Here is a 23256-nt window from a genome sequence, read left to right on the forward strand (position 1 = left end):
CGAGCCTTGGGCGGATGTTGAGTCCTGATCCGGTGACACAGGCGCCCGAAAACGCACAGAACTACAATCGATACTCTTATGCGTTTAACAATCCGTTGAAGTACACAGATCCTACGGGTTGGTTTGCGTGTTTTGCTTTTGGAGCTGCGGTGAATGATGGCGGTGGATGTGGAGGGTATCCTAGCTTAGATATTGGCTCACCTTTGGGGCAATTTGGTCCGTCTCCGTTGAGCGGTCTAGGCTGGTTTATGAATCTGGGGGTATTAGAGTTTGTTGGTCTATTTGCTGGGTCCAACGTTCCTCTTTCGGATTTAGCTTCACCATATTTCAAGTGGCGATATGGGGAAGAGGGGCTTGCGATACTCGGCGACATTGCGAACCACAACGGTACTCCTACAAAAACGTTAACTGCGGTCGGAGCGCGTCAAGCAGGTAGAGTAGGAGTGAGGTCTGTTTTAGACTGGGAGCCAGCCGGCAACAACTACCCCATAATTGACCCGCCTAACGGAAACATTGCAACACATCGTGTTTTGGGCGCCAATATAATGGGTTTCGTTGCTGGGCTATTATATGACCGATTGCTTCGTGCCGACAATGAGTGGGCACTTACACGTCGGAGATATATTCTTCTGCAAGATCAGGTCTATCTAGAATATTACTACACTGACGAAGGGGGGCTTAATCAGTTTAAGGGCTGGGTTGATACTGGTGATGTGTATATGGGAGAGGAGATTGGCGATGGAGAAGTTCTCCAACGCCAAAAAACGACGGATTCTCAGGGCGATCTTTCTGGTGGGGCTATTATAACTGATGAATGGGACTAATAGGTTTTTTTGGGTAGTCGTTCTGTCGCTGCTGTTCACGGGGTGCGAGCAGGGGCCTTTTTATGGCTCCAAAAAAGTACGTATACCCTACTATGAAAGATGCAACGGATTTTATGATCGTCTTCTAGAGCAACTCAAAGAATATGGAGTCCCCGTTGAAATAGATCTAGTCCTACCGGATAAATCAATCCTTCCCGATTTCGATCCTAACGGCATTATAGTAATTGGATATACAGAAAGCTCAGCCGGCCTGATTGAACCTACAATCAATGCCTACCTGCATTCTTGTGGGCCAAACGCGTCAATTATTATTCCTTCTAGTGAGGTTTCGGAAAGAGAAATACGTGCTGTTATCGAAGAAAATTTAGACGGCGCTGCTTATATGGAAGATATTTTTCTACACTTAGAAGACGATCGTATACAAGTGTTTTTTACCCGTAAAAGGTAATCGTATAGGCCGTCATAGGCTCCAATGCTGTGGATATCTCGGGATACGCTGCTCTAAGCCAAGTCGGATTCTTTAATGAAGAACCTATATTTCTTAATTGTCATACTTTCACTCTGTGGATGCGCCACTAGTAGCGCTTCTAAACTCACAAGCCGCAGCAGCGACGCTATTGAAATGTGTCGCACTGAATACACAAAGATAACCGGTACGGAGCTTCCGCTAGATATAAACAACGTTTACGTCCACGCGGGGAAGACCATGTTTGCGTTGCTATTCACCCACGGAGACTTGGGAACATTTCGAGAGAGGAGTAAGGATTATCGCGCTCGTATTTCCTGTTATGTATTTTTAAGGCCAACGATGCAAGTTCAGGATCTTCGGGAGGGGCCTAAAATATTAAAAGAGTCAGCGACTATGATTGACGATGCATCTTTCTACGAGGAAAAAATTTACGAGCTCTTTTTCTCAAAAAGCGGCCCTCAGTTCACATTTGAAGATATGCAGATATTTTCAATCGATAGAATAAACGCGCTGTGACCCCAATATCATGGGGTACCTTTGTGCGCGATCTGAGCGTGTACTCCCAATTAAAAAGTTGTGAATACCATCAGAAGGCCCTTCACAACGGTCTGAATGCAAGCGGCAAGGCTTCGGCTTTAGCCGCTTTCTTTTTGCCTGAGGCCTTCACAATGGTTGTGAAGGTTTGCCGAGAACACGCTCTACCGCTGGAAGTCGAAGCACGGCGGCTTGGAGGTCTCGGAGGCCAAACGCCTTCGAGAGCTTGAGTCCGAGAACGCCAGGCTTAAGCGGCTGCTGGCCGCGGCTACACGAGCCACGAGCATCTGGATGATGTGGGGTTCACGTGCACCTATGGCACCGGGGGTTACACGCTCAGCCGCGTGACCGACTAACCGCGTGAAGGCTATTATTTGGCCCATGCCAGCGTGTACAATCAAGTGGGTTTTATAACGACAAGAAGGAAACTCCTATGAACATGTTTATCGTTGATTTCGTTTTCCGCTGGGCGCACGTGCTATTCGGTATCACCTGGATTGGCATGCTCTACTATTTCAACTTCGTGCAGACTGAGTACTTCAAGGAAGCCGAGGCCGGAGCCAAGGCAGACGCCATGAAGAAACTGGCGCCTCGGGCACTGTGGTGGTTCCGCTGGGGTGCCATGTTTACCTTCCTGACCGGCTTCATCCTGCTCATGGCGGCGCGTCCCTTCGGTAACATGGGCGCCAGCGCCCTGATCCTCATGGGCTCCCTGACCGGTACGCTGATGTTCCTCAACGTCTGGCTGATTATCTGGCCCAACCAGAAAATCGTCCTCGGGCTGGCAGAGGGCGACGGCCCGGTCGCGGCTGCCAAGGCCGGCCTGGCCTCGCGCACCAACACGCTGTTTTCCGGCCCCATGCTGTTCGGCATGCTGGGCGCCAAGCACGCACCGTTTATCACCCCCAGCACAACGGGCCTGATTGCCTGTGCCGCGCTTATTCTGGCGCTGGAAGCCAATGCCCTGTTCGGCAAGCAGGGGCCGATGACCAAGGTGGTGGGCGTCATTCACATGAGCATCCTGCTCACCGGCGTGGTCTGGGCGCTGCTCGCCTTCCTGTAACACCGTTCCTGTCGCCGGGCCGATATCCCAGGCCCGGCACCTGCCTACGCGGCAACCCCTGTGTCACGCTGGCTCTGCAATAGCGGTGCTGCACATGTATAATGCCGGCTCATTTTCTTGCCAGTGACCGACCATGTCTCAGGACGATATTGACCACATGCCCTCCATCGTTCCCTCCCGGGAAACCGGGCAGGAACCTGTTGCGCCCAAGCCTCGCGGCAGCAAGCCCGAGAAGGGGCGGGCGGGAAACACGCGGCCGCCCTCGGGTGGCGCGGGTACCCCCGCGGCTGGCGGCAGCAGCATCCTGTTGCGCCTGATGCTGGTGCTCGCGCTGGCCGTGGCGGGTGTGGCCTGTGCCTGGGCCTACCAGTTGCAGCAGGCCCTGGACAGCAGCGCCGCGCAGATGGAGCGCTACGCCAAGCGAATTTCGGACCTCGAAGACCGGCTGTCGGATACCGATGAGGGGCTGAGCCAGAACACCCAGGCGATGGCCGTCAAGATCAAGGAACTGTATTCGGAGGTCGACAAGCTGTGGGCGTCGGCCTGGCGTCGCAACAAGGCCGCGATTGAAGAACTGGAAAAGACCAGTGCCAGCCAGGTGAAGAAAGTGGCCGCGGCGGAGAAAACCCTGGCCGCCAATGCCGAGCAGATCAAAAGTGCCTCCGGCGACATCGCGCGCCTGAAAAGCGTGGCGGGCGACCTCGAGCGGCTTATGGCCAGTGCCAAGGCCAACCAGGCCGAGGTGGAGCGTGTCGCGGACAGCGTCAACCGGGTCAACGTTGAGCTGTCCAAGCTGAACAAGCGGGTGCAGGAAAACGAGGACTGGGTAAACTCGATCAATGCATTCCGCGGCCAGATCAACCGCTCGATTACCGATCTGCAGTCTTCCGTGAGGAGCCTGCAGTCGACGCCCTCTACTCCCTGAACAGACTCCAAGGATTCCTGCCATGACCGTTATCCGCCAGGATGATTTTATCGATAGCGTCGCCGACGCGCTGCAGTTCATTTCCTACTATCACCCCCTGGACTTCGTGCAGGCGGTTCACCGTGCCTGGGAAATGGAGCAGAATCCCGCGGCCAAGGACGCGATGGCACAGATCCTGATCAACTCGAGGATGTGTGCCCAGGGTCACAGGCCCATCTGCCAGGATACCGGTATCGTGACCGTGTTCCTGAAGATCGGGATGAACGTGCGCTGGGAAGCCACGCTGTCGGTCGCGGAGATGGTCAATGAGGGCGTGCGCCGGGCCTACACGCACCCGGACAACGTGTTGCGTGCCTCGATACTGGAAGATCCCGCGGGCGCGCGACGCAACACCAGGGACAACACTCCGGCAGTGATTCACATGGAGGTCGTGCCGGGTGATACCGTGGACGTGCAGGTTGCGGCCAAGGGCGGCGGTTCCGAAAACAAGTCCAAGCTGGCGATGCTCAACCCCTCCGACAGTATCGTCGACTGGGTGGTGAAAACGGTACCCACCATGGGGGCCGGCTGGTGCCCGCCGGGCATGCTCGGTATCGGGATTGGTGGCACAGCGGAGAAGGCGGCGCTGATGGCGAAGGAGTCCCTGATGGACCCGGTCGACATTCACGAACTGCGCCAGCGCGGCCCCGCCAACCGCAGCGAGGAGTTGCGCCTTGAAATCATGGATGCGGTGAACCGCCTCGGTATCGGTGCGCAGGGCCTGGGCGGCCTGACCACGGTGCTGGATGTGAAGATCCGCGATTATCCCACCCACGCGGCGTCGCTGCCGGTGGCGATGATTCCCAACTGTGCGGCAACGCGCCATGCGCATTTTGTGCTGGATGGCAGTGGTCCCGCCCTGCAGACGCCGCCCAACCTCGATGACTGGCCGGAGATCACCTGGGAAGTGGGCGAGCAGGTGCGCCGCGTCAACCTGGACACGGTGACCCCGGAAGAAGCGGCGCAGTGGCAGCCCGGCGATACGCTGCTGCTCTCCGGCAAAATGTTGACGGGGCGCGATGCGGCGCACAAGAAGATGAAGGAACTGATCGACAGCGGTGAAGGTCTGCCCGCCGAGGTCAACCTGAAAGGCCGATTTATCTATTACGTGGGCCCGGTCGACCCGGTGCGCGACGAGGTGGTAGGCCCGGCGGGCCCCACCACCTCCACCCGCATGGACAAGTTCACCGACTTTATTCTGGAGAAGACCGGTCTGCTGGGCATGATCGGCAAGGCAGAGCGCGGCCCTGCCGGCATCGAGGCGATCAAGAAGCACAAGGCGGTGTACCTGATGGCCGTTGGCGGTGCAGCGTACCTGGTGTCGAAGGCCATCACTTCGGCCCGTGTTGTGGCCTTCCCGGAGCTGGGCATGGAAGCGATCTATGAATTCGAGGTCAAGGACATGCCGGTCAGCGTCGCCGTGGATTCTCGTGGGGTTTCGGTGCACGAACTCGGCCCGCGTATCTGGCAGGCAAAGATCGAGGAGCAGGCCATCGAGTTGATCTGAGCCGCGCACGTAACCAGGCATGTCGACCTTTTACTGGCACGACTACGAAACCTTCGGCGCGGACCCCGCCTGGGACCGGCCGGTACAGTTTGCCGGTCTGCGCACCGATGACGACCTCAACGTCATCGGTGACCCCCTGGTCATTTATGCCCGCCCCGCCGATGATTTTCTGCCCCACCCCCAGGCCTGTTTGATCACCGGTATCACACCGCAGCTAGCACTCGAGAAGGGGCTGCCCGAATCTGAGTTTGTTGCCCGTATCCACACTGAGCTGGCACAGCCCGGCACCTGTTCGGTGGGCTACAACTCACTGCGTTTCGACGATGAAGTCACGCGGTATGCGCTGTATCGCAATTTCTACGATCCCTATGCCCGCGAGTGGCAGAACGGAAATTCCCGCTGGGATATTATCCATTTGCTGCGCACCGCCTGGGCGTTGCGCCCCGACGGCTTCGCGTGGCCGCGCCGCGAAGACGGCCACGTCAGCTTTCGTCTGGAAGAGTTGACCTCGGCAAACGGCATCGCGCACACCGCGGCCCACGATGCCCTGTCCGATGTCGAGGCTACGCTGGCGATGGCGCGCCTGGTGCGCGAACGCCAGCCGCGGCTGTACGCCTGGGTGCTGCAAAGCCGCGACAAACGCTGGGTGCAGGGGCAACTGCAGCTCGGCTCGCTGAAGCCTGTGCTGCATGTCTCCGGCATGTTTGGTGCGGAGCGCTTCAACACCGCACTGATCCTGCCACTGGCGGCGCATCCTGTGAATCGCAATGAAGTCATCTGCGCCGATCTCAATGAGGACCCTGCCGTTCTGCGCGAGGAGGCGGTGCCCACACTGCAGCAGGCCCTGTTCGCCCGGCGCGATGCCCTGCCGCCCGGCCAGCAGCGCCCCGGCCTGAAAAGCGTGCACATCAACCGCTGTCCGGTACTGGCGCCGCCGACGATGGTGACGCCCGAGGTCGCCGCGCGGATTGGTCTCGACGGTGCGCGCTGTCGGCGGCACCTCGCAGCCCTGCGTGCCTGGCACGCGGATGATGCCAGGGGTATGGTTGAAAAGTTGCAGGCCATCTACGCCGGGCGCGAGTTTGCGCCGGTCACGGACCCGGACCGCATGCTCTACGGCGGCGGGTTCTTCTCGGAGGCGGACCGGCGCAGTATGGAGCAGGTACGATCTGCCACCCCGGAGGCCCTCGCACAGCAGTCCTTTGCCTTCGAGGATGCCCGCCTGCCGGAGATGCTGTTCCGCTACCGTGCGCGCAACTTCCCGCAGACCCTGTCGCCGGCGGAGCGCGCCCAGTGGGATGAATTTCGCCTGCAGCGCATCACTGAACCCGATGCCCCGGGTGCGCTGGATATGGAGGCGTATCAGGCACTGATCGACACGCTGCTGGCGCAGCAGCGCCCCGCAGGCGAGCGCGAGCTCCTCGAGGCACTGCTGGAGTACGGGGACGCGCTACTGGCCTGAATCGCCCATGGGCAAGCGGCTGGCGCAGGCCGTATAATGCCCGACGTCGGTGGCGGGTCACCGCCAGATGCCAGAGCAGGGAGTGTTTGCGTGCAGTTTGCCGGTAGTCATATTCTCTCCATCGCCCAGTTCGAGCGCCCCGATGTGGAGCGGGTGTTCGCGGTGGCAGACAGTATGGAACCCTACGCCCACCGGCGCCGCGTCACCAAAGTGCTCGACGGCGCTATCCTGGGCGCCATGTTTTTCGAGCCCAGCACGCGTACGCGGGTCAGTTTCGGCAGTGCCTTCAATCTCCTCGGCGGCGAGGTGCGTGAAACCACCGGCTTCGAGCAGTCGGCCATTGCCAAGGGGGAGTCACTCTACGATACCGCGCGGGTGCTCAGCGGCTATTCCGACGTGATTGCCATGCGTCACCCGCAGGAGGGCTCGGTGGCCGAGTTCGCCGCTGCCAGCCGCGTGCCCGTGCTCAATGGCGGCGACGGCAGCAATGAGCACCCCACGCAGGCCCTGCTGGACCTCTACACCATTCGCAAGGAGCTGTCCGCCCGCGGTCGCGACGTCGACCGCCTGCGTATCGCTATGGTCGGCGACCTGCGCTTCGGCCGCACCGTGCATTCACTCTGCAAGCTGCTGTGCCTGTTTCAGGGCATCCAGGTGGTCCTGGTGTCGCCGGTCGAGCTGCGTATGCCGGGCGATATCGTCGAGCAACTGCGCGCGGCGGGCCACGATGTGCTGGAGTCCGAAGCGCTGGAGTCCAGCATCCGTCACGTCGACATCGTGTATTCCACACGCATTCAGGAGGAGCGCTTCAGCTCCCAGCAGGAGGCGGATCTCTACCGCGGCCGCTTCCGCCTGAACCAGAGCATCTACACCGAACACTGCGAGCCCAACACGGTCATCATGCACCCGCTGCCGCGAGATTCCCGCGTGACCGCGCGCGAACTTGATGACGACCTCAACGACAACCCCAACCTGGCGATTTTTCGCCAGACCGACAACGGCGTGCTGGTGCGCATGGCGCTGTTTACCCTGGTGCTGGACGTGGCGGAGCAGGTGCACAGGCACGCGCGTGACGTCAACTGGTACACCGGCGGGCGCTTCGATGGCCTTTGAGCTCACCTTTGCCGGTGACGCGGTGCGCGTGTTGCAGAGCGAGGCAGCGTTTGAGGGGTATTTTGCTGTGCGTCGCCTGACGCTGCAGCACCAGCTGTTCGGTGGCGGCTGGAGTCCGCCCCTCGTGCGTGAGGTTTTCGAACGCGGTGATGCGGTTGCCGTGTTGCCTTACGAGCCGGAAACCGACTGTGTCATTCTCATTGAACAGTTTCGTCCCGGCGCCCTGCGCGATGCCCGCAGTCCCTGGATGCTTGAGGTGATTGCCGGCGTGGTAGAGCCCGGTGAGACCGATGCGGAGGTCGCACACCGTGAGGCTGGGGAAGAGGCCGCCTGCGAGCTCGCCGAGTTGGTACCCATCGCCAGCTATTACCCCAGCGCGGGCGCCTGTTCCGAACATGTGCGGTTGTTCTGCGGCCGGGTCAGGCGGGCGGGCGCCGGTGCCGTGCACGGCGCCCGTGGTGAAGGCGAGGACATTCTGGTGCACCGTATTCCCCGTCTTGAGGCGCTGGCACTGCTGGCCGCGGATCGTGTGCCCAACGGCCACACGCTGATCGCCCTGCAATGGCTGCAGTTGCAGGGGGAGTCCCTGCGCCAGCGCTGGCTCTCCTGATGGCCAGCGTGCAGTGACCGGCCCCGCCGCACCCGGGACACCGGAGCCCGCGCCACCGGGGCTGCTGCGCTCCAGCGCGGTGGTCGGCAGCATGACGCTGCTGTCGCGGGTGCTCGGCCTGTTGCGTGACGTGGTCATGGCGGCGGTGGTGGGCGCCAGCGCCAACGCAGACGCCTTCTTTGTGGCCTTCAAGATCCCCAACTTCCTTCGGCGCCTGTTTGCCGAGGGCGCTTTTGCCCAGGCCTTTGTGCCCGTGCTCGCCGACTACCGCGAGGACGGCAGCGTGGTGGCAGTGCGGGCGCTGGTGGACCGTGTTGCCGGCGTGCTTGGTGGCACGCTGCTGCTGGTGACGGTGCTGGCGATGGTCGCGGCGCCGCTGGTAGCCACCGTGTTTGCCCCGGGCTTCGTCGCTGACCCGGTAAAATTCGAACTCACGTCGCAGATGATCCGCATCACCTTTCCCTACCTGCTGCTCATCTCAATGACCGGGTTCTGCGGTGCGATTCTCAACAGCTACGGTCGCTTTGCGGTGCCGGCCCTGACCCCGGTGTTTCTGAACCTGTCCCTGATCGGCGCCGCGCTGCTGGCGGCGCCACAGCTGGAGGAACCGGTCTTTGCGCTGGCCTGGGGGGTGGCGCTGGCAGGCGTCATACAGTTGCTGTTCCAGCTGCCTTTCCTCTACCGTCTGGATCTCATACCGCGCCCGCGCTGGGATACCCGCCATCCCGGGGTGCGGCGTATTCTCAAGCTCATGGTGCCCGCGCTGTTTGGCGTGTCGGTGAGCCAGATCAACCTGCTGCTGGATACGGTACTGGCCTCATTTTTGCCGACGGGCAGCGTTTCCTGGCTGTATTACTCGGACCGGCTGATGGAGCTGCCGCTGGGGGTTTTTGGCATCGCCATAGCCACCGTGATCCTGCCCAGCCTGTCGGCGCATCGCGCCGGGGCCAGAATGCGCCAGTTCGGCCTGACCCTGGACTGGGCGGTGCGCTCGGTTCTGCTGGTGGCTGTGCCCGCCGCCGTGGCCCTGGCCGTACTGGCGCGGCCTATTCTGGTGACCCTGTTCCAGTACGGCGAGTTCCGGCCGGAGGATGTTGCCATGTCGGCGTTGAGCCTGCAGGCCTACAGCCTGGGGCTGGCAGCGTTCATGCTGATCAAGGTGTTGGCCCCGGGCTACTATGCGCGCCAGGACACCGCGACGCCGGTGCGCTACGGCATTATTGCGATGGCCGCCAATATGGTGTTGAACCTCGCGTTCGTGTTGCCGCTGATGTACTGGTTCCAGGCCGGCCATGTAGGCCTTGCACTCGCCACCAGTGTTGCGGCCTACCTCAACGCAGGCCTGCTGCTGCGCGGGTTGTTGCGCGATGGCGTCCTGCAGCCGCAGGCAGGTTGGGCCGTTTACACCGGGCGTTTGCTGCTGGCCACCAGCGCGATGGTCGCGGTGCTGGTCCTGCTCAGCCCGGGTGTGGAGGACTGGTTGGCCCGGACGCTGTTCGAGCGCGTTGCCCACCTTGTGCTGGTGTGTGGCCTCGGGGGCCTGACCTACCTGCTGGTCCATGTGGCGTTGGGCACGCGGCTGCAGCACCTGCGCACGCCGCCCTCGGGGTCCTGACGACATACGGGCGCCCCCTCCGGCATAGGCTAGTGCGGTACTTTTCGCTATACTCCAGCGTTTGCGTTGACAGAGTAAGCCCGACCTCATGGAGCTGATCAGAGGCCTGCATAACCTGGGGCCGCAACACCGTCCCTGCGTGGCCACGATAGGCGCCTTTGATGGGGTGCATCTTGGTCATCAGGCGGTGATTCGCAAGCTTCAGGGCAAGGCGAAAGAACTCGCACTGCCGGCGACGGTGATCGTGTTCGAGCCGCTGCCCCGGGAGTATTTTGCGCCGCTGGAAGCGCCGGCCAGAATCATGAGCTTCCGGGACAAGTTTCGCGCCCTGGCGTGCCTCGGCGTCGACCGTGTTCTGCGTATTCGCTTTACGCCCAGCCTGCGCAGCATGTCAGCGCAGGCCTTTGTCGACGAGGTCTTTGTGCAGGGGCTGGGCATACAGCATATCGTGCTGGGCGATGATTTCCGGTTCGGCAATGACCGCCAGGGTGACTATGCGTTCATCAAGTCGCAGGGCCGACGCTATGGCTACGAAGCCAGCGCCACGGAAACCTGTGAATTTGACGGGGAGCGTGTCAGCAGCACGCGTATTCGCGCGGCCCTGGCCGAGGGCGATTTCGCCCTGGCAGAGCGCCTGCTGAGCCGCCCTTACCGCATGAGCGGCAAAGTGATTTATGGCCGGCAACTGGGGCGGGAGCTGGGTTTTCCCACCGCGAATCTGCAGTTGCACCGGCTGCGCTCGCCGCTCTCCGGCGTGTACGCGGTGACCGTCACCGGCGGCGGTCTGGTCGATGCGCCGGCGGTGGCAAACGTCGGCACGCGGCCGACGGTGGATGACAGTATACAGGCCAATCTCGAGGTCCATGTTCTGCAGGGTAACCCGCAGCTTTACGGCAGGCACCTGGAGGTGACCTTTCTGCACAAACTGCGCGATGAGCAGAAGTTCGCCTCGGTCGACCTGCTGCGCGGCCAGATTGACCGGGACGCAGAGGCGGCCAGGCGTTGGCTGAGCGAACACACAAACGGTCCGGCGTCGACTGACGCGGACTGAACTGATTGATACGGGATTGACGTTTACATGAGTGATTACAAGGACACGCTGAACCTGCCACAGACCGGGTTTCCAATGAAGGCGAGCCTCGCCCAGCGTGAACCGGAGCGTATTCGGCAGTGGCAGGAAACCGGCCTGTACGGAAAGATTCGCGCCGCCAGCGCAGGTCGCCCGCGCTTTATCCTGCACGATGGCCCCCCCTACGCCAATGGCGATCTGCACCTGGGGCACGCGGTCAACAAGGTCCTGAAGGACATCATCGTCAAGTCCCGCTCGCTGGCCGGCTTTGATGCGCCTTATGTGCCCGGTTGGGATTGCCACGGTCTGCCCATCGAACTCAACGTGGAAAAGAAGGTCGGCAAGCCCGGCGTCAAGGTGTCACCCGCGGAGTTTCGCCAGAAATGCCGTGATTATGCGGCGGGGCAGGTGGACCGGCAGCGCCAGGACTTTATCCGTATGGGGGTGCTGGGTGACTGGGAAAACCCGTACCTGACCATGAATTTCCAGTTCGAGGCGGATATCGTGCGCACCCTGGGGCGCATCATCGACAACGGACACCTGCACAAGGGCTTCAAGCCAGTGCACTGGTGCCTGGATTGCGGGTCTGCGCTGGCCGAGGCCGAAGTCGAATACCAGGACAAGCGCTCCACCGCGGTCGACGTCGCCTTTGTCGCGCTGGATCCCGCGGCGATCGCCCGGGCCTGTGACAGCGAGTACGCCGGTGAAATCGCCGTGCCGATCTGGACCACGACGCCCTGGACGCTGCCGGCCAACATGGCCGTCTGCCTGCACCCCGACCTTGACTATGTGCTGCTTGCCGGTGAAGGGCGCGCGCTGGTGGTGGCCGAGGAACTGGCAACGGCGGTCGCTGCGCGCTACGGCCTGCCCGGTGTGAACGTGCTGGGACGTTGCAAGGGTCGGGCGCTGGAGCACCAGCGGCTGCAGCACTGTTTCCAGGCGCGCGACGTGCCGGTAGTGCTGGGCGAGCACGTGACCACTGAAGCCGGCACGGGGGCTGTGCATACGGCTCCGGCACACGGCCAGGACGACTTCCAGGTCGGCCAGGCCTATGGCTTGGAGGTCTACAACCCGGTTGCGGGCAACGGCGTGTATCTGCCGGATACGGCAGTGTTTGGCGACCAGCATGTGTTCAAGATTGACCAGCCGATGCTGGAACTGCTGCAAGAGCGCGGGGTTTTGCTGCACAGCGAGGGCTATGACCACTCCTATCCACATTGCTGGCGGCACAAGACGCCGATCATATTCCGCGCCACGCCCCAGTGGTTTGTGAGCATGCAGCAGAACGGACTGCTGCAAGGCGCCCTGGCTGCGGTCGAGCAGGTACAGTGGGTGCCCGAGTGGGGCAAGGCGCGCATCGATGCCATGCTGGCACAACGCCCGGACTGGTGTATCTCCCGCCAGCGTACCTGGGGCTCACCCATCACCCTGTTTGTGCACCGGGAAACGGGCGAGTTACACCCGCGCACCGCGGAGCTTATTGAGGCCGTCGCGCAGCGCATTGAACAGCGCGGTATAGAAGCGTGGTTTGACCTCGAGCCCGCCGATCTCCTTGGCGACGAGGCGGCTGTTTACGACAAGGTCACCGATACGCTGGATGTGTGGTTTGATTCCGGGGTAACGCACGCCTGTGTGCTGCGCCGGCGGGAAGGCCTGCGTGCACCTGCCGATCTGTACCTCGAGGGTTCGGACCAGCACCGGGGCTGGTTCCAGTCCTCGCTGCTCACAGGCATTGCGGCCTTCGCTGAGGCGCCTTACCGACAGGTGCTGACCCACGGATTCACCGTGGATGCACAGGGTCGCAAGATGTCCAAGTCGCTGGGCAACGTTATCGCGCCGAACGCGGTGATGAACGATCTGGGCGCGGACATCCTGCGTCTCTGGGTTGCGGCGACGGATTACCGCGGTGAACTGACCGTGTCCGACGAGATCTTCAAGCGCACCGCAGATTCCTACCGGCGTATTCGCAACACGGCGCGCTTCCTGCTCTCTAACCTGAACGGCTTCGACCCGGCGCAGCACGTCTTGCCCTTTGCCGATCTGCTGTCGCTTGATCGCTGGGTGATTGATCGCAGCGCGCGGCTGCAGTCCGAGATCGAGGCGGCCTATGAAAGCTACCAGTTCCATGTGATCTACCAGAAGCTGCATAACTTTTGCAGCAACGATCTCGGTGGCTTTTATCTGGATGTCATCAAGGATCGCCAGTACACCACGCGGGCGGACAGCCGCGCGCGTCGCTCGGCACAGACGGCGCTGTACCACATTGCCGAGGCGCTGGTGCGCTGGATCGCCCCGATTCTCAGCTTCACCGCAGAGGAAATCTGGGAGAACCTGCCCGGTGAGCACGCCGAATCCGTCTTTCTGAGCGAATGGTATCAGGGGCTCGAGAGGCTCGAAGGCAATGAGGCCATGGGGGCTGCCTATTGGCAGCAGGTCATGGCAGTGCGCGCAGCGGTGAATCGGGAGATCGAGGTGCAGCGCGCTGCAGGGCTGGTGCGCGGCTCGCTGGATACCGATGTCACACTGTACGTTGCAGCACCGCTGCAGGCGCTGTTGGCAAGCCTCGGAGATGAGCTGCGGTTCGTGCTGATTACCTCCGGCGCTACGCTGGCTCCGCTGGATTCGGCACCCACTGAGGCAGCAGCGACCGAGTTGCCCGAGCTCCGCCTGCAGGTGCACGTGAGTCCCGCGGACAAATGCGAGCGCTGTTGGCACCGCCGCGAGGACGTGGGCCGCCACGCACAGCATCCAACGCTGTGCGGCCGCTGCGTCGACAATGTCGAAGGCCCAGGGGAGCAGCGCCACTTTGCCTAAACTGCACCCTGTTGTCGGCTGGTATGCGTTGGCCTTGCTGGTCATTGTTCTCGACCAGATCACCAAGGTCGCTGCGGAGCACTACCTCAGCTACGCTCGCCCGCTGCCGGTGACCAGCTGGTTCAATCTCACCCTGCAGTACAACCCGGGTGCGGCGTTCAGCTTTCTCAGCGATGCAGGCGGCTGGCAGCGTTACTTTTTCAGCGGGATTGCCATCGTCATCAGTGGAGTGCTGGTCGTGTGGCTGTATCGCCTGCCCGCGGGCCAGCGCCTGCTGCCCGCAGCGTTGGCACTGATTCTCGGCGGCGCGATTGGCAACCTGTGGGATCGCCTGGTCCTCGGCCACGTCGTCGACTTTATTTCGCTACACTATGCGGGAGCATTTTTTCCGGCGTTCAATATTGCCGATTCGGCGATTACCGTGGGCGCCGCGTTGATGATACTCGACAGTTTCCTGGCACCGCGGCAGGCGGCGCAGACCGGAGGTAAAGGGCCCCAGTGACAAACAGCGATGTAGCGGTAGGCGAGGGCACACGCGTGTTCCTGAATTTTTCTGTCAGCCTGGAGGACGGCTCCGAGGTGGACAGTAACTTCGGCGGTGAACCGGTGAGCTTTGTGGTGGGCGACGGCAATCTGCTGCCAGGCTTCGAGCAGGCCCTGATGGGAATGCAGCCTGGTCAGCGCCATGTATTTACCATCCTGCCCGAGGACGCCTTCGGGCAGCCCAACGACAACAATGTGCAAACGGTGGCGCGGGATCATTTTGACGACGATGTGGCGCTGGAAATCGGCCTGGTGTTTTCCTTTGCCGATGCAGCCGGTGGCGAATTGCCGGGCCTGATTGTGGCGTTTGATGAAGAGGAGGTGACGGTGGACTTCAATCATCCACTCGCAGGGCGCACCATACTGTTCGATGTGCACGTGCACCGGGTTGAACCGGCAGAGTTGCACTGATGGATATTCGTCTGGCCAATCCCCGGGGTTTTTGCGCCGGCGTCGATCGCGCCATTGATATCGTCAATCGCGCGCTGGACATGTTTGGCGCACCGATCTACGTGCGCCACGAGGTGGTGCACAACAGGTACGTGGTGGACGATTTGCGCGCGCGCGGAGCGGTTTTCGTCGAGGAGCTGGAAGAGGTGCCCGACGACTGCATCGTCATATTCAGCGCACACGGCGTGTCGCAGGCGGTGCGCAAGGAAGCCGCCGCGCGCGGGTTGCGGGTATTCGATGCCACCTGCCCGCTGGTCACCAAAGTGCATATCGAGGTCGCGCGTTACAGCGCTGACGGCAGCGAGTGCATTTTGATTGGGCACTGCGGCCATCCCGAGGTGGAGGGCACCATGGGCCAGTTTGATCGCAGCGCGGGTGGCGATATCTATCTGGTGGAGGACGAGGCCCAGGTGGCCTCACTGGTTGTGCGCAACCCCGAACGCCTGCACTACGTCACCCAGACAACGCTCTCGGTCGACGATACGGCGCGGGTTATCGATGCGCTGCGCGCCCGCTTTCCGGCCATTCAGGGTCCGCGCAAGGATGATATCTGCTACGCCACCCAGAACCGGCAGGATGCTGTGAAGCAGCTGGCCGCCGAGTGCGACCTGGTTCTGGTGGTGGGATCACCCAACAGCTCCAACTCCAATCGCCTGCGGGAACTGGCGGAGCGCATGGGCGCGGTCGCTTACCTGATCGATAGCGCTGAGGACATCCGTCCCGCGTGGCTGGAGGGTCGGCAGCGCATCGGCGTCACGGCAGGCGCCTCGGCACCGGAGGTGCTGGTGAGCGAAGTCATACAGGGCCTGCAGGCGCTGGGCGCGAGCCCACCGGTGGAGTTGGCCGGGCGTCCGGAAAACGTGACCTTCTCCCTGCCGCGCGAGCTGCGCATACCCCTGCGCAACGTCTGATTTAGTCATTTGCAGCCGGGCGCTGGCGCGTCCGGGGTTCCCCGCTAAGCTTCCCCTCTGCAGGGAGGCTGTGCATGGACAGGACGTCACTTCGCGGCCCGCTTCGCGGGCTCACCTTGATCGAATTGCTGCTGGTAGTTGTGCTGCTGGGCGTGCTGTTGCTGGTGGCCGTGCCGGGCTTTGAGCGTGTGCAGCAGCGTCTTGAAATCCGTGCCGAGGCCGGGCGTCTGTTCACGGCACTGCATCTCGCACGCAGTGAAGCCGTGAACCGCAACGAAGTGGTGACCCTGTGTCCGTCCGCGTACGCGCGCAGCGGTGTACTGCAATGCGCCGGCGACTACCGCGACGGCTGGGTCCTGTTGCGCGGCGGCCCGGCTGCGGGGCTGCTTCCCGCCGCAGCACTGCTGCGTGCCTGGGCGCCGATGGCGGCAGGCCTGAGTGTGCTGGATCGCGCGGGGGCGCGACAGGTGGCGGATCCGATCAGCTTCCGGCCCGACGGTACCGCCGGCCGCAATCGCACCCTGATGGTCTGCTCCGGCCGTCATCCCCGCCTGATCTCCTGGAGCGTGGTCATGAATGTGGTCGGTCGTGCCAGGCTGGTGCGGGGCTGGGGCGACTGTCCGCAGGCGGAGGTCGCGTGAGCAGGGCGCAGGCGGGGTTCGGGCTGATCGAACTGCTGATCGCTTCTCTGCTGTTCAGTGTCGGTGTGTCCGGCCTGCTTGCGGGGCAGGCCGTCGCCTGGCGCAACAGTCTGGAGAGCGCTCAGGTCGCTCGCGCCACGGCGCTCGCGAGCGACCTGCTCGCTCGCATGGAGAGTAACCCGGAGCCACTTGCCGTCTACACACAGGAGGGTCTGGCGCCCACGGGGCTGCCACAGTTGCCACCGCGTGCCGCCGCGGCCTGTCACGGTCCCCTCGAAGAGGGGCCGTGCACCGCCGAGACCCTTGCGCAGTACGATCTGGCGGACTGGCTGGCTCTGCTTCAGGATGGTGGGGAGCGGTCAGTGGCGGGGGAGCCGGTGGCGGGCCTGCCCGAACCGCATGTCTGTATCGCAGTGCAGGCGAACCGTCTCACAGTGGCGATTGCCTGGCGCGGAGCCGGCGTTACGGTGGCTCAGGCTGCCTCTCCCTGCGGTGCGGGTCGGGGCCGCTACGGCGTGAATGACCGGCAACGCCGCGTGGTCGCGTTGCAGACCTGGATCCCCGGGGGTAGCCGCGGTGATGGCGCGTAGACAGCGATATCCTGTGCCGCGTTCGTCAGGCATTTCGTTGCCTGCGCTGCTGATATCAATGGCCCTAGGGCTGCTGTTTGCGGCGCTGCTGGTGTGGACCTTTGCGGAAGCCAGGCGTCAGTTTCTACTGGCTGACGAGCTCGCTCGCGTCAGGGAAAACGGGCGTTTCGCCATGGCGCTGTTGCGCAGGGAACTCGCTCTCGCAGGGTTTCACGGGGGCCTGCCGCTGCACACCGCAGCTGCACCGCCGGTGGCCGTGGACGGTTGCGGGGTCAGTGCACGCTGGCCCCTGGGCGACGTCGATGCGCTGGATCTACAGGTAGGTTACGCGGGGGGAGCGCCGCAGACCGTGACCGGCGTGGTGCTGGATTGTCTTCCTGCCGCGATGCTGCAGCGCGGAAGCGACCTGCTCGCCATTCGGCGTACCGCGGCAGAGGCTACGTTGGCGAACGGGGAGTGGGCGGCTGCGGCATCCGGCGTTGATCGTGGGCACTGGTACCTGCAGATTCGCGGCCAGACGGCTGCCGTGCAATGGTGGCAGGCGGGCAGGGTAGCCGCAGCCGAGGCGGTGCCCGGCAGCGGTGTGGATTACTGGCGTCTACTCGCTCGTGTGTTTTACGTTCGCCGCTACTCGGTGACGCCGGCTGACCACATTCCCACGCTGTGTGCCGCAGCACTTGCTCCAGCGGGCATGTTCAGTCAGTGCCTGGTCGAGGGCATTGAGCGCATTCACATTGAACTGGGTGTCGATGGCGACGGGAATGGTGTGCCGGAGCATTACGTTCTGCAGCCGGACGCGGCACAGCTGCGGCGCGCGGTTACCGCACGCGTGGCGTTGCTGGTGCGCAGTCTCGTGCCGGTCCCCGGCTACGCCGGTGCGCGGCGCTACCGATTGGGGCAGCGCGAGTTCGTCGCCGACGATGATGGCTATATACGGCGTGTCTTCAGCACAACGGTAGGCTTGCGCAACCTGCGGCCGGCGGTCGCCTGGGGGGAAACCTGATGCGTCGCGCAGGCCCCGGTGTGTCATGCCTGGCGGGTGGGGGCGGCTACATACTCCTCTTGGCGCTGGTGTTTCTCGGCTTGGTCAGCGCTGTTTCTATCGCCATGTTGCGCAGCAGCGTACTGGAGCTGCGCATGACCGGTAACCTGCTGCAGCGTGAAGAGGCACTGCAGCTTGCCCGGGGGGTTGCCGCCGTGCTCAGCAATACCGCCCTGCCGTTCGCCGCCATGCAACAGTCAGGGCGTGTGTACTGTGCAGCCCCGGATGCCTGCAATGCCGATCTCGATCAGCGTGTGCGCGAGCTGCTCGACGCTGCCCAGCCGGCTGCACAACGCTTTCAGATCCACTATGAAATACGGCGGATCAAGCCGCATGTGCCCGGCGCTGTGGCGCCACGCCTGGGTGAGACGCGGGTCTCGGACGCGGGGTATGACACCTTCGTGCCGTTTGAGCTGCGGGTCAGTGTGAGTGACCCACAGGATGCAACGCTGAGGGCAGATGTGGTGCAAGGTGTGCTGTTGCGGCTTGCAGATTAGGAGTATTGACAGGGAGTGTCGATCATGTTGAGAACTCGAGTATCGCTGTTTCTGGTGTGTTCGCTTTTGGCGGCTGCTCCGCTGCAGGCGCAGGATCTGGATGCCTGGTGGGCTTCGGGGGACCGCACTCACCTGCGACTGGAGTTGGCTCTGCGCCAGTCGACGACGCCGGTACTGTGTACCTTGGGACAGGACTGCCGTCAGCGCTTCACCAGCTCGGCGTATCGCCTGCTGCAGGGTGCGCATGCAGAGGGTGCGCCCGTGACATCCGGCGATGCGGTCACGGTGATCATCCGGTCGCTCCTGCAGCGCTTGCCGCCGCAGGTCACGGTGGAGACGCGGCAACGTCCGCTGTCCGCGTTTTCAGGTGCTCCAGCGGTCGATGCGGTCTACCTAGCGCGCGGCACCGCGGCGACCGCGCCCTCGGCACGCGCGGGGGGCTGTTTCCGCCAGCATTCACTGTCGCTGACCGATACACCGGCGCCCGGGGCGATCGTGCTGCCAACGCGGGATCCGATACAGCTGGAGCGCCGTCTGGAGGAGGCTCTGTGGGGATTTGCACGTCGTTCCGGCAGTCTGGTGTCCAGCGCGTTCCGGTCCGGAGCATCCACAGAGAGTGCGCTGTTGATCGCCGGGTTCGAGCTTGGGCCGGGTGCGTCCTGGGCCGGTAATGTGAAGAAGCTTCGCATCCCGGCCGCTGGCGCCGGCCTCGCTGCCGTGGAAGATGCCAGGGGGCAGCCTGCCCTGCGGGAGTCGGCTGGGGGCCCTGTGCGGCTGCGGGATTCTGCACTGACATTCTGGACCGATCCCGCACGAGTCCTGCCGGGGCTCGAACCTCCCGTTCGCGCAGGCGCCGATGGCGGTGCGGTGCGTCGCGGTGGTGTCGGGCAGCATCTCGTGAGCCATCCGATGGTGTCCGACCCGCCGGTAGACGACGGCAGGTTGCTGCTGACTGAGGCTCCAGAGCCGGCGGATCATGCAATCGGACCTCGGCCACTGCTGCCCCTGCGCGCTGATCTCGCGAGTGTTCGCGCGCTGCGTCAGAGTCTACCGCTTGTCGAAGAGGCGGAGGGCCTGCAGCTGCTGCGCTGGCTGCTGGGCGAAGACGTTGATGAGGCGCCGCAGCGTGGCCGCCCCTGGTTGCTGGGTCCTGTGTACCACTCAAGGCCGCTGGCGCTGGATTACGGTGCGACCGGCGACGGCTACGGCGCGTCGAATCCGAGAGTACGCCTCTTCTTCGGCAGCGCTGACGGCGTGTTGCACGCTGTGGAGAACACCGATGCCGCGGGCCGGGAAAGCGGCAGGGAAGTGTTCGGGTTCCTGCCGCAGAGCGCCCTCGCTGCCCTGCACAGACGGCGGTCTGCCGAGTCACCGGTGCCTGTCGCCTACGGCATAGATGGCAGTCCAGTGGCCCTGCGCGTTGATCGAAACGGCGATGGCACGCTCCGCGTCGACGAGGGTGACGAGGCCATTGTGGTTTTTGGGCAGCGTCGTGGCGGCAGCCGCTACTACGCCCTGAACGTCTCTGACCCACTGCGGCCGCCCAGCCTTCAGTGGCGCATTGAACGCACGGAGGGCGGCGATTTTGATGAGCTTGGCCTCACGTTTTCCACCCCGGTGGTCGGCCGTGTGCAGTTCGATGGCCAAGTGCGGGACGTATTTCTGTTTGGTGGCGGCTACAACGGCGGTGTCGACGCAGTAACGGGCGAACGCCTGGGCAAGGATGCCACAGCAGGTGATGATGCAGTCGGTAACGCGATCTATGTGGTGGATGCCAGAAGCGGTACGCTGGTCTGGAAAGCGGTCCGGGGCGACTCTGCGGCGGCGGACAACAGCCGGTTCCCGCATCCGGATATGCGCGACAGTATTGCGTCGGAGATTGCGGTGCTGAGGAACGCTGCGGGCATTATCCACCGCCTGTATGTGGGGGATACCGGAGGACGTATCTGGCGCGTTGACCTGCCGCCGGGCGGCTTGCACGATCCACAGCACCGCGCACGGCACTGGTCCGCTTCAGTGCTTGCGGAGCTGGGCGCAGAGACTGTCGGCCCGGACGACAGGCGCTTTTTCGCTGCGCCCGCACTGGTGCGGACGGTGGATGCCCGCGGGCACCCGGTGGACGGCGTGTTGATCACCAGCGGCGATCGCGCCCAGCCTCTGGTGCAGCGTGCCGCGAATTATGCCTTTTACCTGCGGGATGACCTTGTCCGCAGTGGTGATGCCCGGGTGCGGGAACGGCTTGCGCTGACGTTTGATCAGCTGCCTCCCGCCGGTAGCTGCAACCCGGAGCAGCGCGGGCCCTGCGCTGCGGTGCAGGGGCCGGGCTGGAAGCTGGCGATGCCTGCAGCCGGGGAGAAAGGCTGGGAAACCCCCATGATTGACGGCGGGCGGGTGCTGTTTGGCAGTTTCGAGCCGCGGCAGGCGCCCTGTGAAGCGCCCCCCGGGCGGGCCCGCCTCTACGCGGTGAACCTGGTGGATGGCGCCGCTCCTGATGGTGGGGCAGCAGGGTGGGATCTGGGCGTGGGAGTGCCGTCCGGGTTGCTGCGAGCCGGTGAGTGGCTGGTACTGCCTGGTGGCGTTCCGGAGGCGGCGGCTTCAGGCGCAGGACTACTTCCGGACGCGGAATTGCAGCGCTCGGGCGCGCCACAGTTGCTCCGAACCTACTGGCGTGAGCCGGGTGTCGATCCGTTGTAGTGAGCAGGCAGGGGTGTTCAAACCACATCGCGCAGGCGTAACGCTGCTGGAAATGCTGCTGGTTCTGGTGCTGTTGTCGGTGTTGCTGGTGATTGCCGTCCCACAGTACAGCGAGCAGGTCTTCAGGGGGCGGCGCAAGGTGGCGACCAGTGCGCTGCTGGTGATTGCGGGTCGACAGGAGGAATTCCTGCTCTATCACCGGCGCTATGCGACGAGCCTTGTCGAGCTGGGGTTCAGCACAGCGCAGCGTGTCGGTCTGGGGCCTGGCGGGCAGGAGGTTGAACGGGACGCGCTCTACGAGATATCCCTTGAGCCGATGCTTGACCCCTATCAGTTTCGGGTGTGGGCCCGGCCCGTGGGGCAGCAGGCAGGGGACCTGCGCTGCGGCAGCTACAGCCTGGACGCAGCCGGTGTCTACGCGAACAGTGGCCACGCCGACAGCAATGCCTGCTGGTAGCCGGCTTCAGTCTTCGATGTGCAGCTTTTGCAGGCGGTAGCGAAGGCTGCGGAAACTGATACCCAGCAGGCGCGCGGTGGCGGTTTTGTTCCAGCGACACTGTTCGAGTGCCGCCTGCAGTATGCGGCGCTCGATGTCCTCCAGATAGCCTTCGAGATTGCCAAAGGCCGCAGTGATGTCAGGCGGAGTCTCGCTCGGCTCGCCCAGCAGCTTGTGCGCTGTGTCGAGGCGGTCCGTGAATTGCAGGTCTGCTTCGCTGATGGTGTCGCCGTCCGCCAGCGCGACTGCGCGTTCCAGTACGTTCTCCAGTTCACGCACGTTGCCCGGGAATGTACAGCGTTGCAGGGCCGCCATGGCGTCTGGCGCTATGGCCGGCGCATCAACGCCGAGATCCCTGCAAACGCGTCGCAGCAGTGCATTGGCCAGCTCCGGAATGTCTCCGCTGCGCTCACGCAGGCTGGGCACGCGCAGGTCGATCACGTTGATACGGTAGTAAAGGTCGTTGCGGAAGTGTCCCGCCGCCACCTCCGCCGCGAGGTCCTTGTGGGTCGCACTGAGCAGCCGCACATCCGTTGCCTGTTCACTGCTGCCCCCCACCGGACGCACGGCTTTCTCCTGTATTGCCCGCAGCAGTTTCACCTGCATCGCCAGCGGCAGGTCCGCCACCTCATCGAGGAACAGGGTACCTCCTTCAGCTGCCTGAAACAGGCCCAGCTTGTCGCGATTGGCGCCTGTGAAGCTGCCTTTCAGGTGACCGAAAAACTCGCTTTCCATGAGTTCCTGGGGAATCGCACCGCAGTTGACGGCAATGAAGGGTTTTGCCGCGCGCGGTCCGTTGGCATGAATCAGCCTGGCCACCACCTCCTTGCCGACGCCGGACTCCCCCTGTATGTGCACGGGTGCCTGGCTGCGCGCGAGCTTGGCGATCTTTGCGCGCAGTGCCACGATTTGCGGCGCGCTGCCTAGCAGGCGCAGGTCGTCTCCATCGGCTTCAGGCTCAACGGAGGGTGTGCCCTCGTTGAGCCGCAGCGCCGAGCTGACCAGACTGCGCAAACGCTCGAGTTCGATGGGCTTGCTGATGAAGTCGAAGGCACCGGCCTTGAGGGCGGCGATGGCGGTTTCTACGCTGCCGTGCGCGGTGATCATGGCCACCGGCATGTCGGGAAACTCCTGCTGGATGTACTCGACCAGGTGTATGCCGTTTCCGTCGGGCAGCCGCATGTCGGTAAGGCAGAGGTCGGGTTTAACCTGGGTCAGCTGTTTGCGGGCTTCATCCAGCGTCGCGGCGCTGAAGGACTCCAGCCCCATACGGCTGAGCGTAATCGCCAGCAATTCACGAATATCGGGTTCGTCATCAACGATAAGGACGGTTTGAGCGCTCATCTTG

At 63.1% G+C, this 23256-nt stretch carries 22 protein-coding genes and 1 pseudogene; 22 read left to right on the top strand and 1 reads right to left on the bottom strand.

From position 1 onward, the window contains the following. The 22 genes and pseudogenes from AACZ17_RS16110 to AACZ17_RS16215 all read left to right on the top strand — a co-directional run. On the top strand, window positions 1–824 hold an 824-nt coding region (locus AACZ17_RS16110; RefSeq protein WP_339638855.1), incomplete at its 5' end, for a hypothetical protein. Then, window positions 811–1272: a hypothetical protein gene (locus tag AACZ17_RS16115; protein ID WP_290740266.1), complete on the top strand. Its 462-nt coding sequence runs from the start codon at window positions 811–813 to the stop codon at window positions 1270–1272. The genes AACZ17_RS16110 and AACZ17_RS16115, both read left to right, overlap by 14 nt. 75 nt (window positions 1273–1347) lie before the next feature. Next, the gene (locus tag AACZ17_RS16120) at window positions 1348–1809 is read left to right on the top strand and encodes a hypothetical protein (RefSeq protein WP_290740263.1); all 462 of its coding nucleotides are present in this window, start codon (window positions 1348–1350) and stop codon (window positions 1807–1809) included. Window positions 1810–1977: 168 nt separating this feature from the next. Next, window positions 1978–2091: pseudogene (locus tag AACZ17_RS16125) on the top strand (transposase); the annotation flags it as partial. 169 nt (window positions 2092–2260) lie between these two features. Next, complete coding sequence (locus AACZ17_RS16130; protein WP_233248852.1) at window positions 2261–2890, top strand: urate hydroxylase PuuD; 630 nt, start codon at window positions 2261–2263, stop codon at window positions 2888–2890. A gap of 133 nt (window positions 2891–3023) precedes the next feature. After that, on the top strand, window positions 3024–3815 hold the full coding sequence (locus AACZ17_RS16135) for a hypothetical protein (protein WP_290740254.1): 792 nt from the start codon (window positions 3024–3026) through the stop codon (window positions 3813–3815). Between the two features lie 22 nt (window positions 3816–3837). After that, window positions 3838–5361, top strand: a complete 1524-nt coding sequence (locus AACZ17_RS16140; protein WP_290740252.1) for a fumarate hydratase — start codon at window positions 3838–3840, stop codon at window positions 5359–5361. A gap of 19 nt (window positions 5362–5380) precedes the next feature. After that, entirely contained in the window at window positions 5381–6823 is a 1443-nt protein-coding gene (gene sbcB, locus AACZ17_RS16145; protein WP_290740250.1) for an exodeoxyribonuclease I, read from the top strand. A gap of 90 nt (window positions 6824–6913) precedes the next feature. Then, on the top strand, window positions 6914–7936 hold the full coding sequence (locus tag AACZ17_RS16150; RefSeq protein ID WP_290740247.1) for an aspartate carbamoyltransferase: 1023 nt from the start codon (window positions 6914–6916) through the stop codon (window positions 7934–7936). Beyond that, window positions 7926–8546: an NUDIX domain-containing protein gene (locus AACZ17_RS16155; protein ID WP_339638857.1), complete on the top strand. Its 621-nt coding sequence runs from the start codon at window positions 7926–7928 to the stop codon at window positions 8544–8546. The genes AACZ17_RS16150 and AACZ17_RS16155 overlap by 11 nt, the downstream gene beginning before the upstream one ends. A gap of 13 nt (window positions 8547–8559) precedes the next feature. After that, window positions 8560–10161: a murein biosynthesis integral membrane protein MurJ gene (murJ, locus tag AACZ17_RS16160; protein WP_290740242.1), complete on the top strand. Its 1602-nt coding sequence runs from the start codon at window positions 8560–8562 to the stop codon at window positions 10159–10161. A gap of 88 nt (window positions 10162–10249) precedes the next feature. Continuing rightward, window positions 10250–11212: a bifunctional riboflavin kinase/FAD synthetase gene (gene ribF / locus AACZ17_RS16165; protein ID WP_290740239.1), complete on the top strand. Its 963-nt coding sequence runs from the start codon at window positions 10250–10252 to the stop codon at window positions 11210–11212. Between the two features lie 27 nt (window positions 11213–11239). Then, window positions 11240–14044: an isoleucine--tRNA ligase gene (gene ileS, locus AACZ17_RS16170; protein ID WP_290740234.1), complete on the top strand. Its 2805-nt coding sequence runs from the start codon at window positions 11240–11242 to the stop codon at window positions 14042–14044. Next, window positions 14037–14546, top strand: coding sequence for a signal peptidase II (gene lspA / locus AACZ17_RS16175; RefSeq protein ID WP_290740231.1), 510 nt, complete (start codon window positions 14037–14039; stop codon window positions 14544–14546). Before ileS ends, lspA begins: the two co-directional genes overlap by 8 nt. Beyond that, window positions 14543–14998, top strand: a complete 456-nt coding sequence (locus tag AACZ17_RS16180) for a peptidylprolyl isomerase (RefSeq protein ID WP_290740228.1) — start codon at window positions 14543–14545, stop codon at window positions 14996–14998. The genes lspA and AACZ17_RS16180 overlap by 4 nt, the downstream gene beginning before the upstream one ends. Then, window positions 14998–15948 (top strand): 4-hydroxy-3-methylbut-2-enyl diphosphate reductase, encoded by a 951-nt coding sequence (ispH, locus tag AACZ17_RS16185; protein ID WP_290740226.1) that lies wholly within the window; start codon window positions 14998–15000, stop codon window positions 15946–15948. Before AACZ17_RS16180 ends, ispH begins: the two co-directional genes overlap by 1 nt. Window positions 15949–16022: 74 nt before the next feature. Further along, window positions 16023–16589, top strand: coding sequence for a GspH/FimT family protein (locus tag AACZ17_RS16190; protein WP_290740223.1), 567 nt, complete (start codon window positions 16023–16025; stop codon window positions 16587–16589). Next, the gene (locus AACZ17_RS16195) at window positions 16586–17179 is read left to right on the top strand and encodes a prepilin-type N-terminal cleavage/methylation domain-containing protein (RefSeq protein WP_290740220.1); all 594 of its coding nucleotides are present in this window, start codon (window positions 16586–16588) and stop codon (window positions 17177–17179) included. The genes AACZ17_RS16190 and AACZ17_RS16195 overlap by 4 nt, the downstream gene beginning before the upstream one ends. Before the next feature lie 58 nt (window positions 17180–17237). Then, on the top strand, window positions 17238–18182 hold the full coding sequence (locus AACZ17_RS16200; RefSeq protein WP_290740217.1) for a PilW family protein: 945 nt from the start codon (window positions 17238–17240) through the stop codon (window positions 18180–18182). Continuing rightward, on the top strand, window positions 18182–18718 hold the full coding sequence (locus AACZ17_RS16205; protein ID WP_290740214.1) for a hypothetical protein: 537 nt from the start codon (window positions 18182–18184) through the stop codon (window positions 18716–18718). Before AACZ17_RS16200 ends, AACZ17_RS16205 begins: the two co-directional genes overlap by 1 nt. Window positions 18719–18742: 24 nt before the next feature. Further along, complete coding sequence (locus AACZ17_RS16210) at window positions 18743–21412, top strand: PilC/PilY family type IV pilus protein (protein WP_290740211.1); 2670 nt, start codon at window positions 18743–18745, stop codon at window positions 21410–21412. Window positions 21413–21425: 13 nt separating this feature from the next. Beyond that, complete coding sequence (locus tag AACZ17_RS16215) at window positions 21426–21869, top strand: type IV pilin protein (protein ID WP_290740209.1); 444 nt, start codon at window positions 21426–21428, stop codon at window positions 21867–21869. 6 nt (window positions 21870–21875) lie between these two features. Here the strand turns inward: AACZ17_RS16215 and AACZ17_RS16220 are convergent, their stop codons facing one another. Further along, a complete protein-coding gene (locus AACZ17_RS16220) occupies window positions 21876–23252 on the bottom strand; it encodes a sigma-54 dependent transcriptional regulator (protein ID WP_290740206.1) in 1377 nt (458 codons plus the stop codon). Window positions 23253–23256 lie beyond the last annotated feature (4 nt).

The sequence above is a fragment of the uncultured Haliea sp. genome (genome assembly GCF_963973825.1).
Taxonomy (GTDB): domain Bacteria; phylum Pseudomonadota; class Gammaproteobacteria; order Pseudomonadales; family Halieaceae; genus Haliea.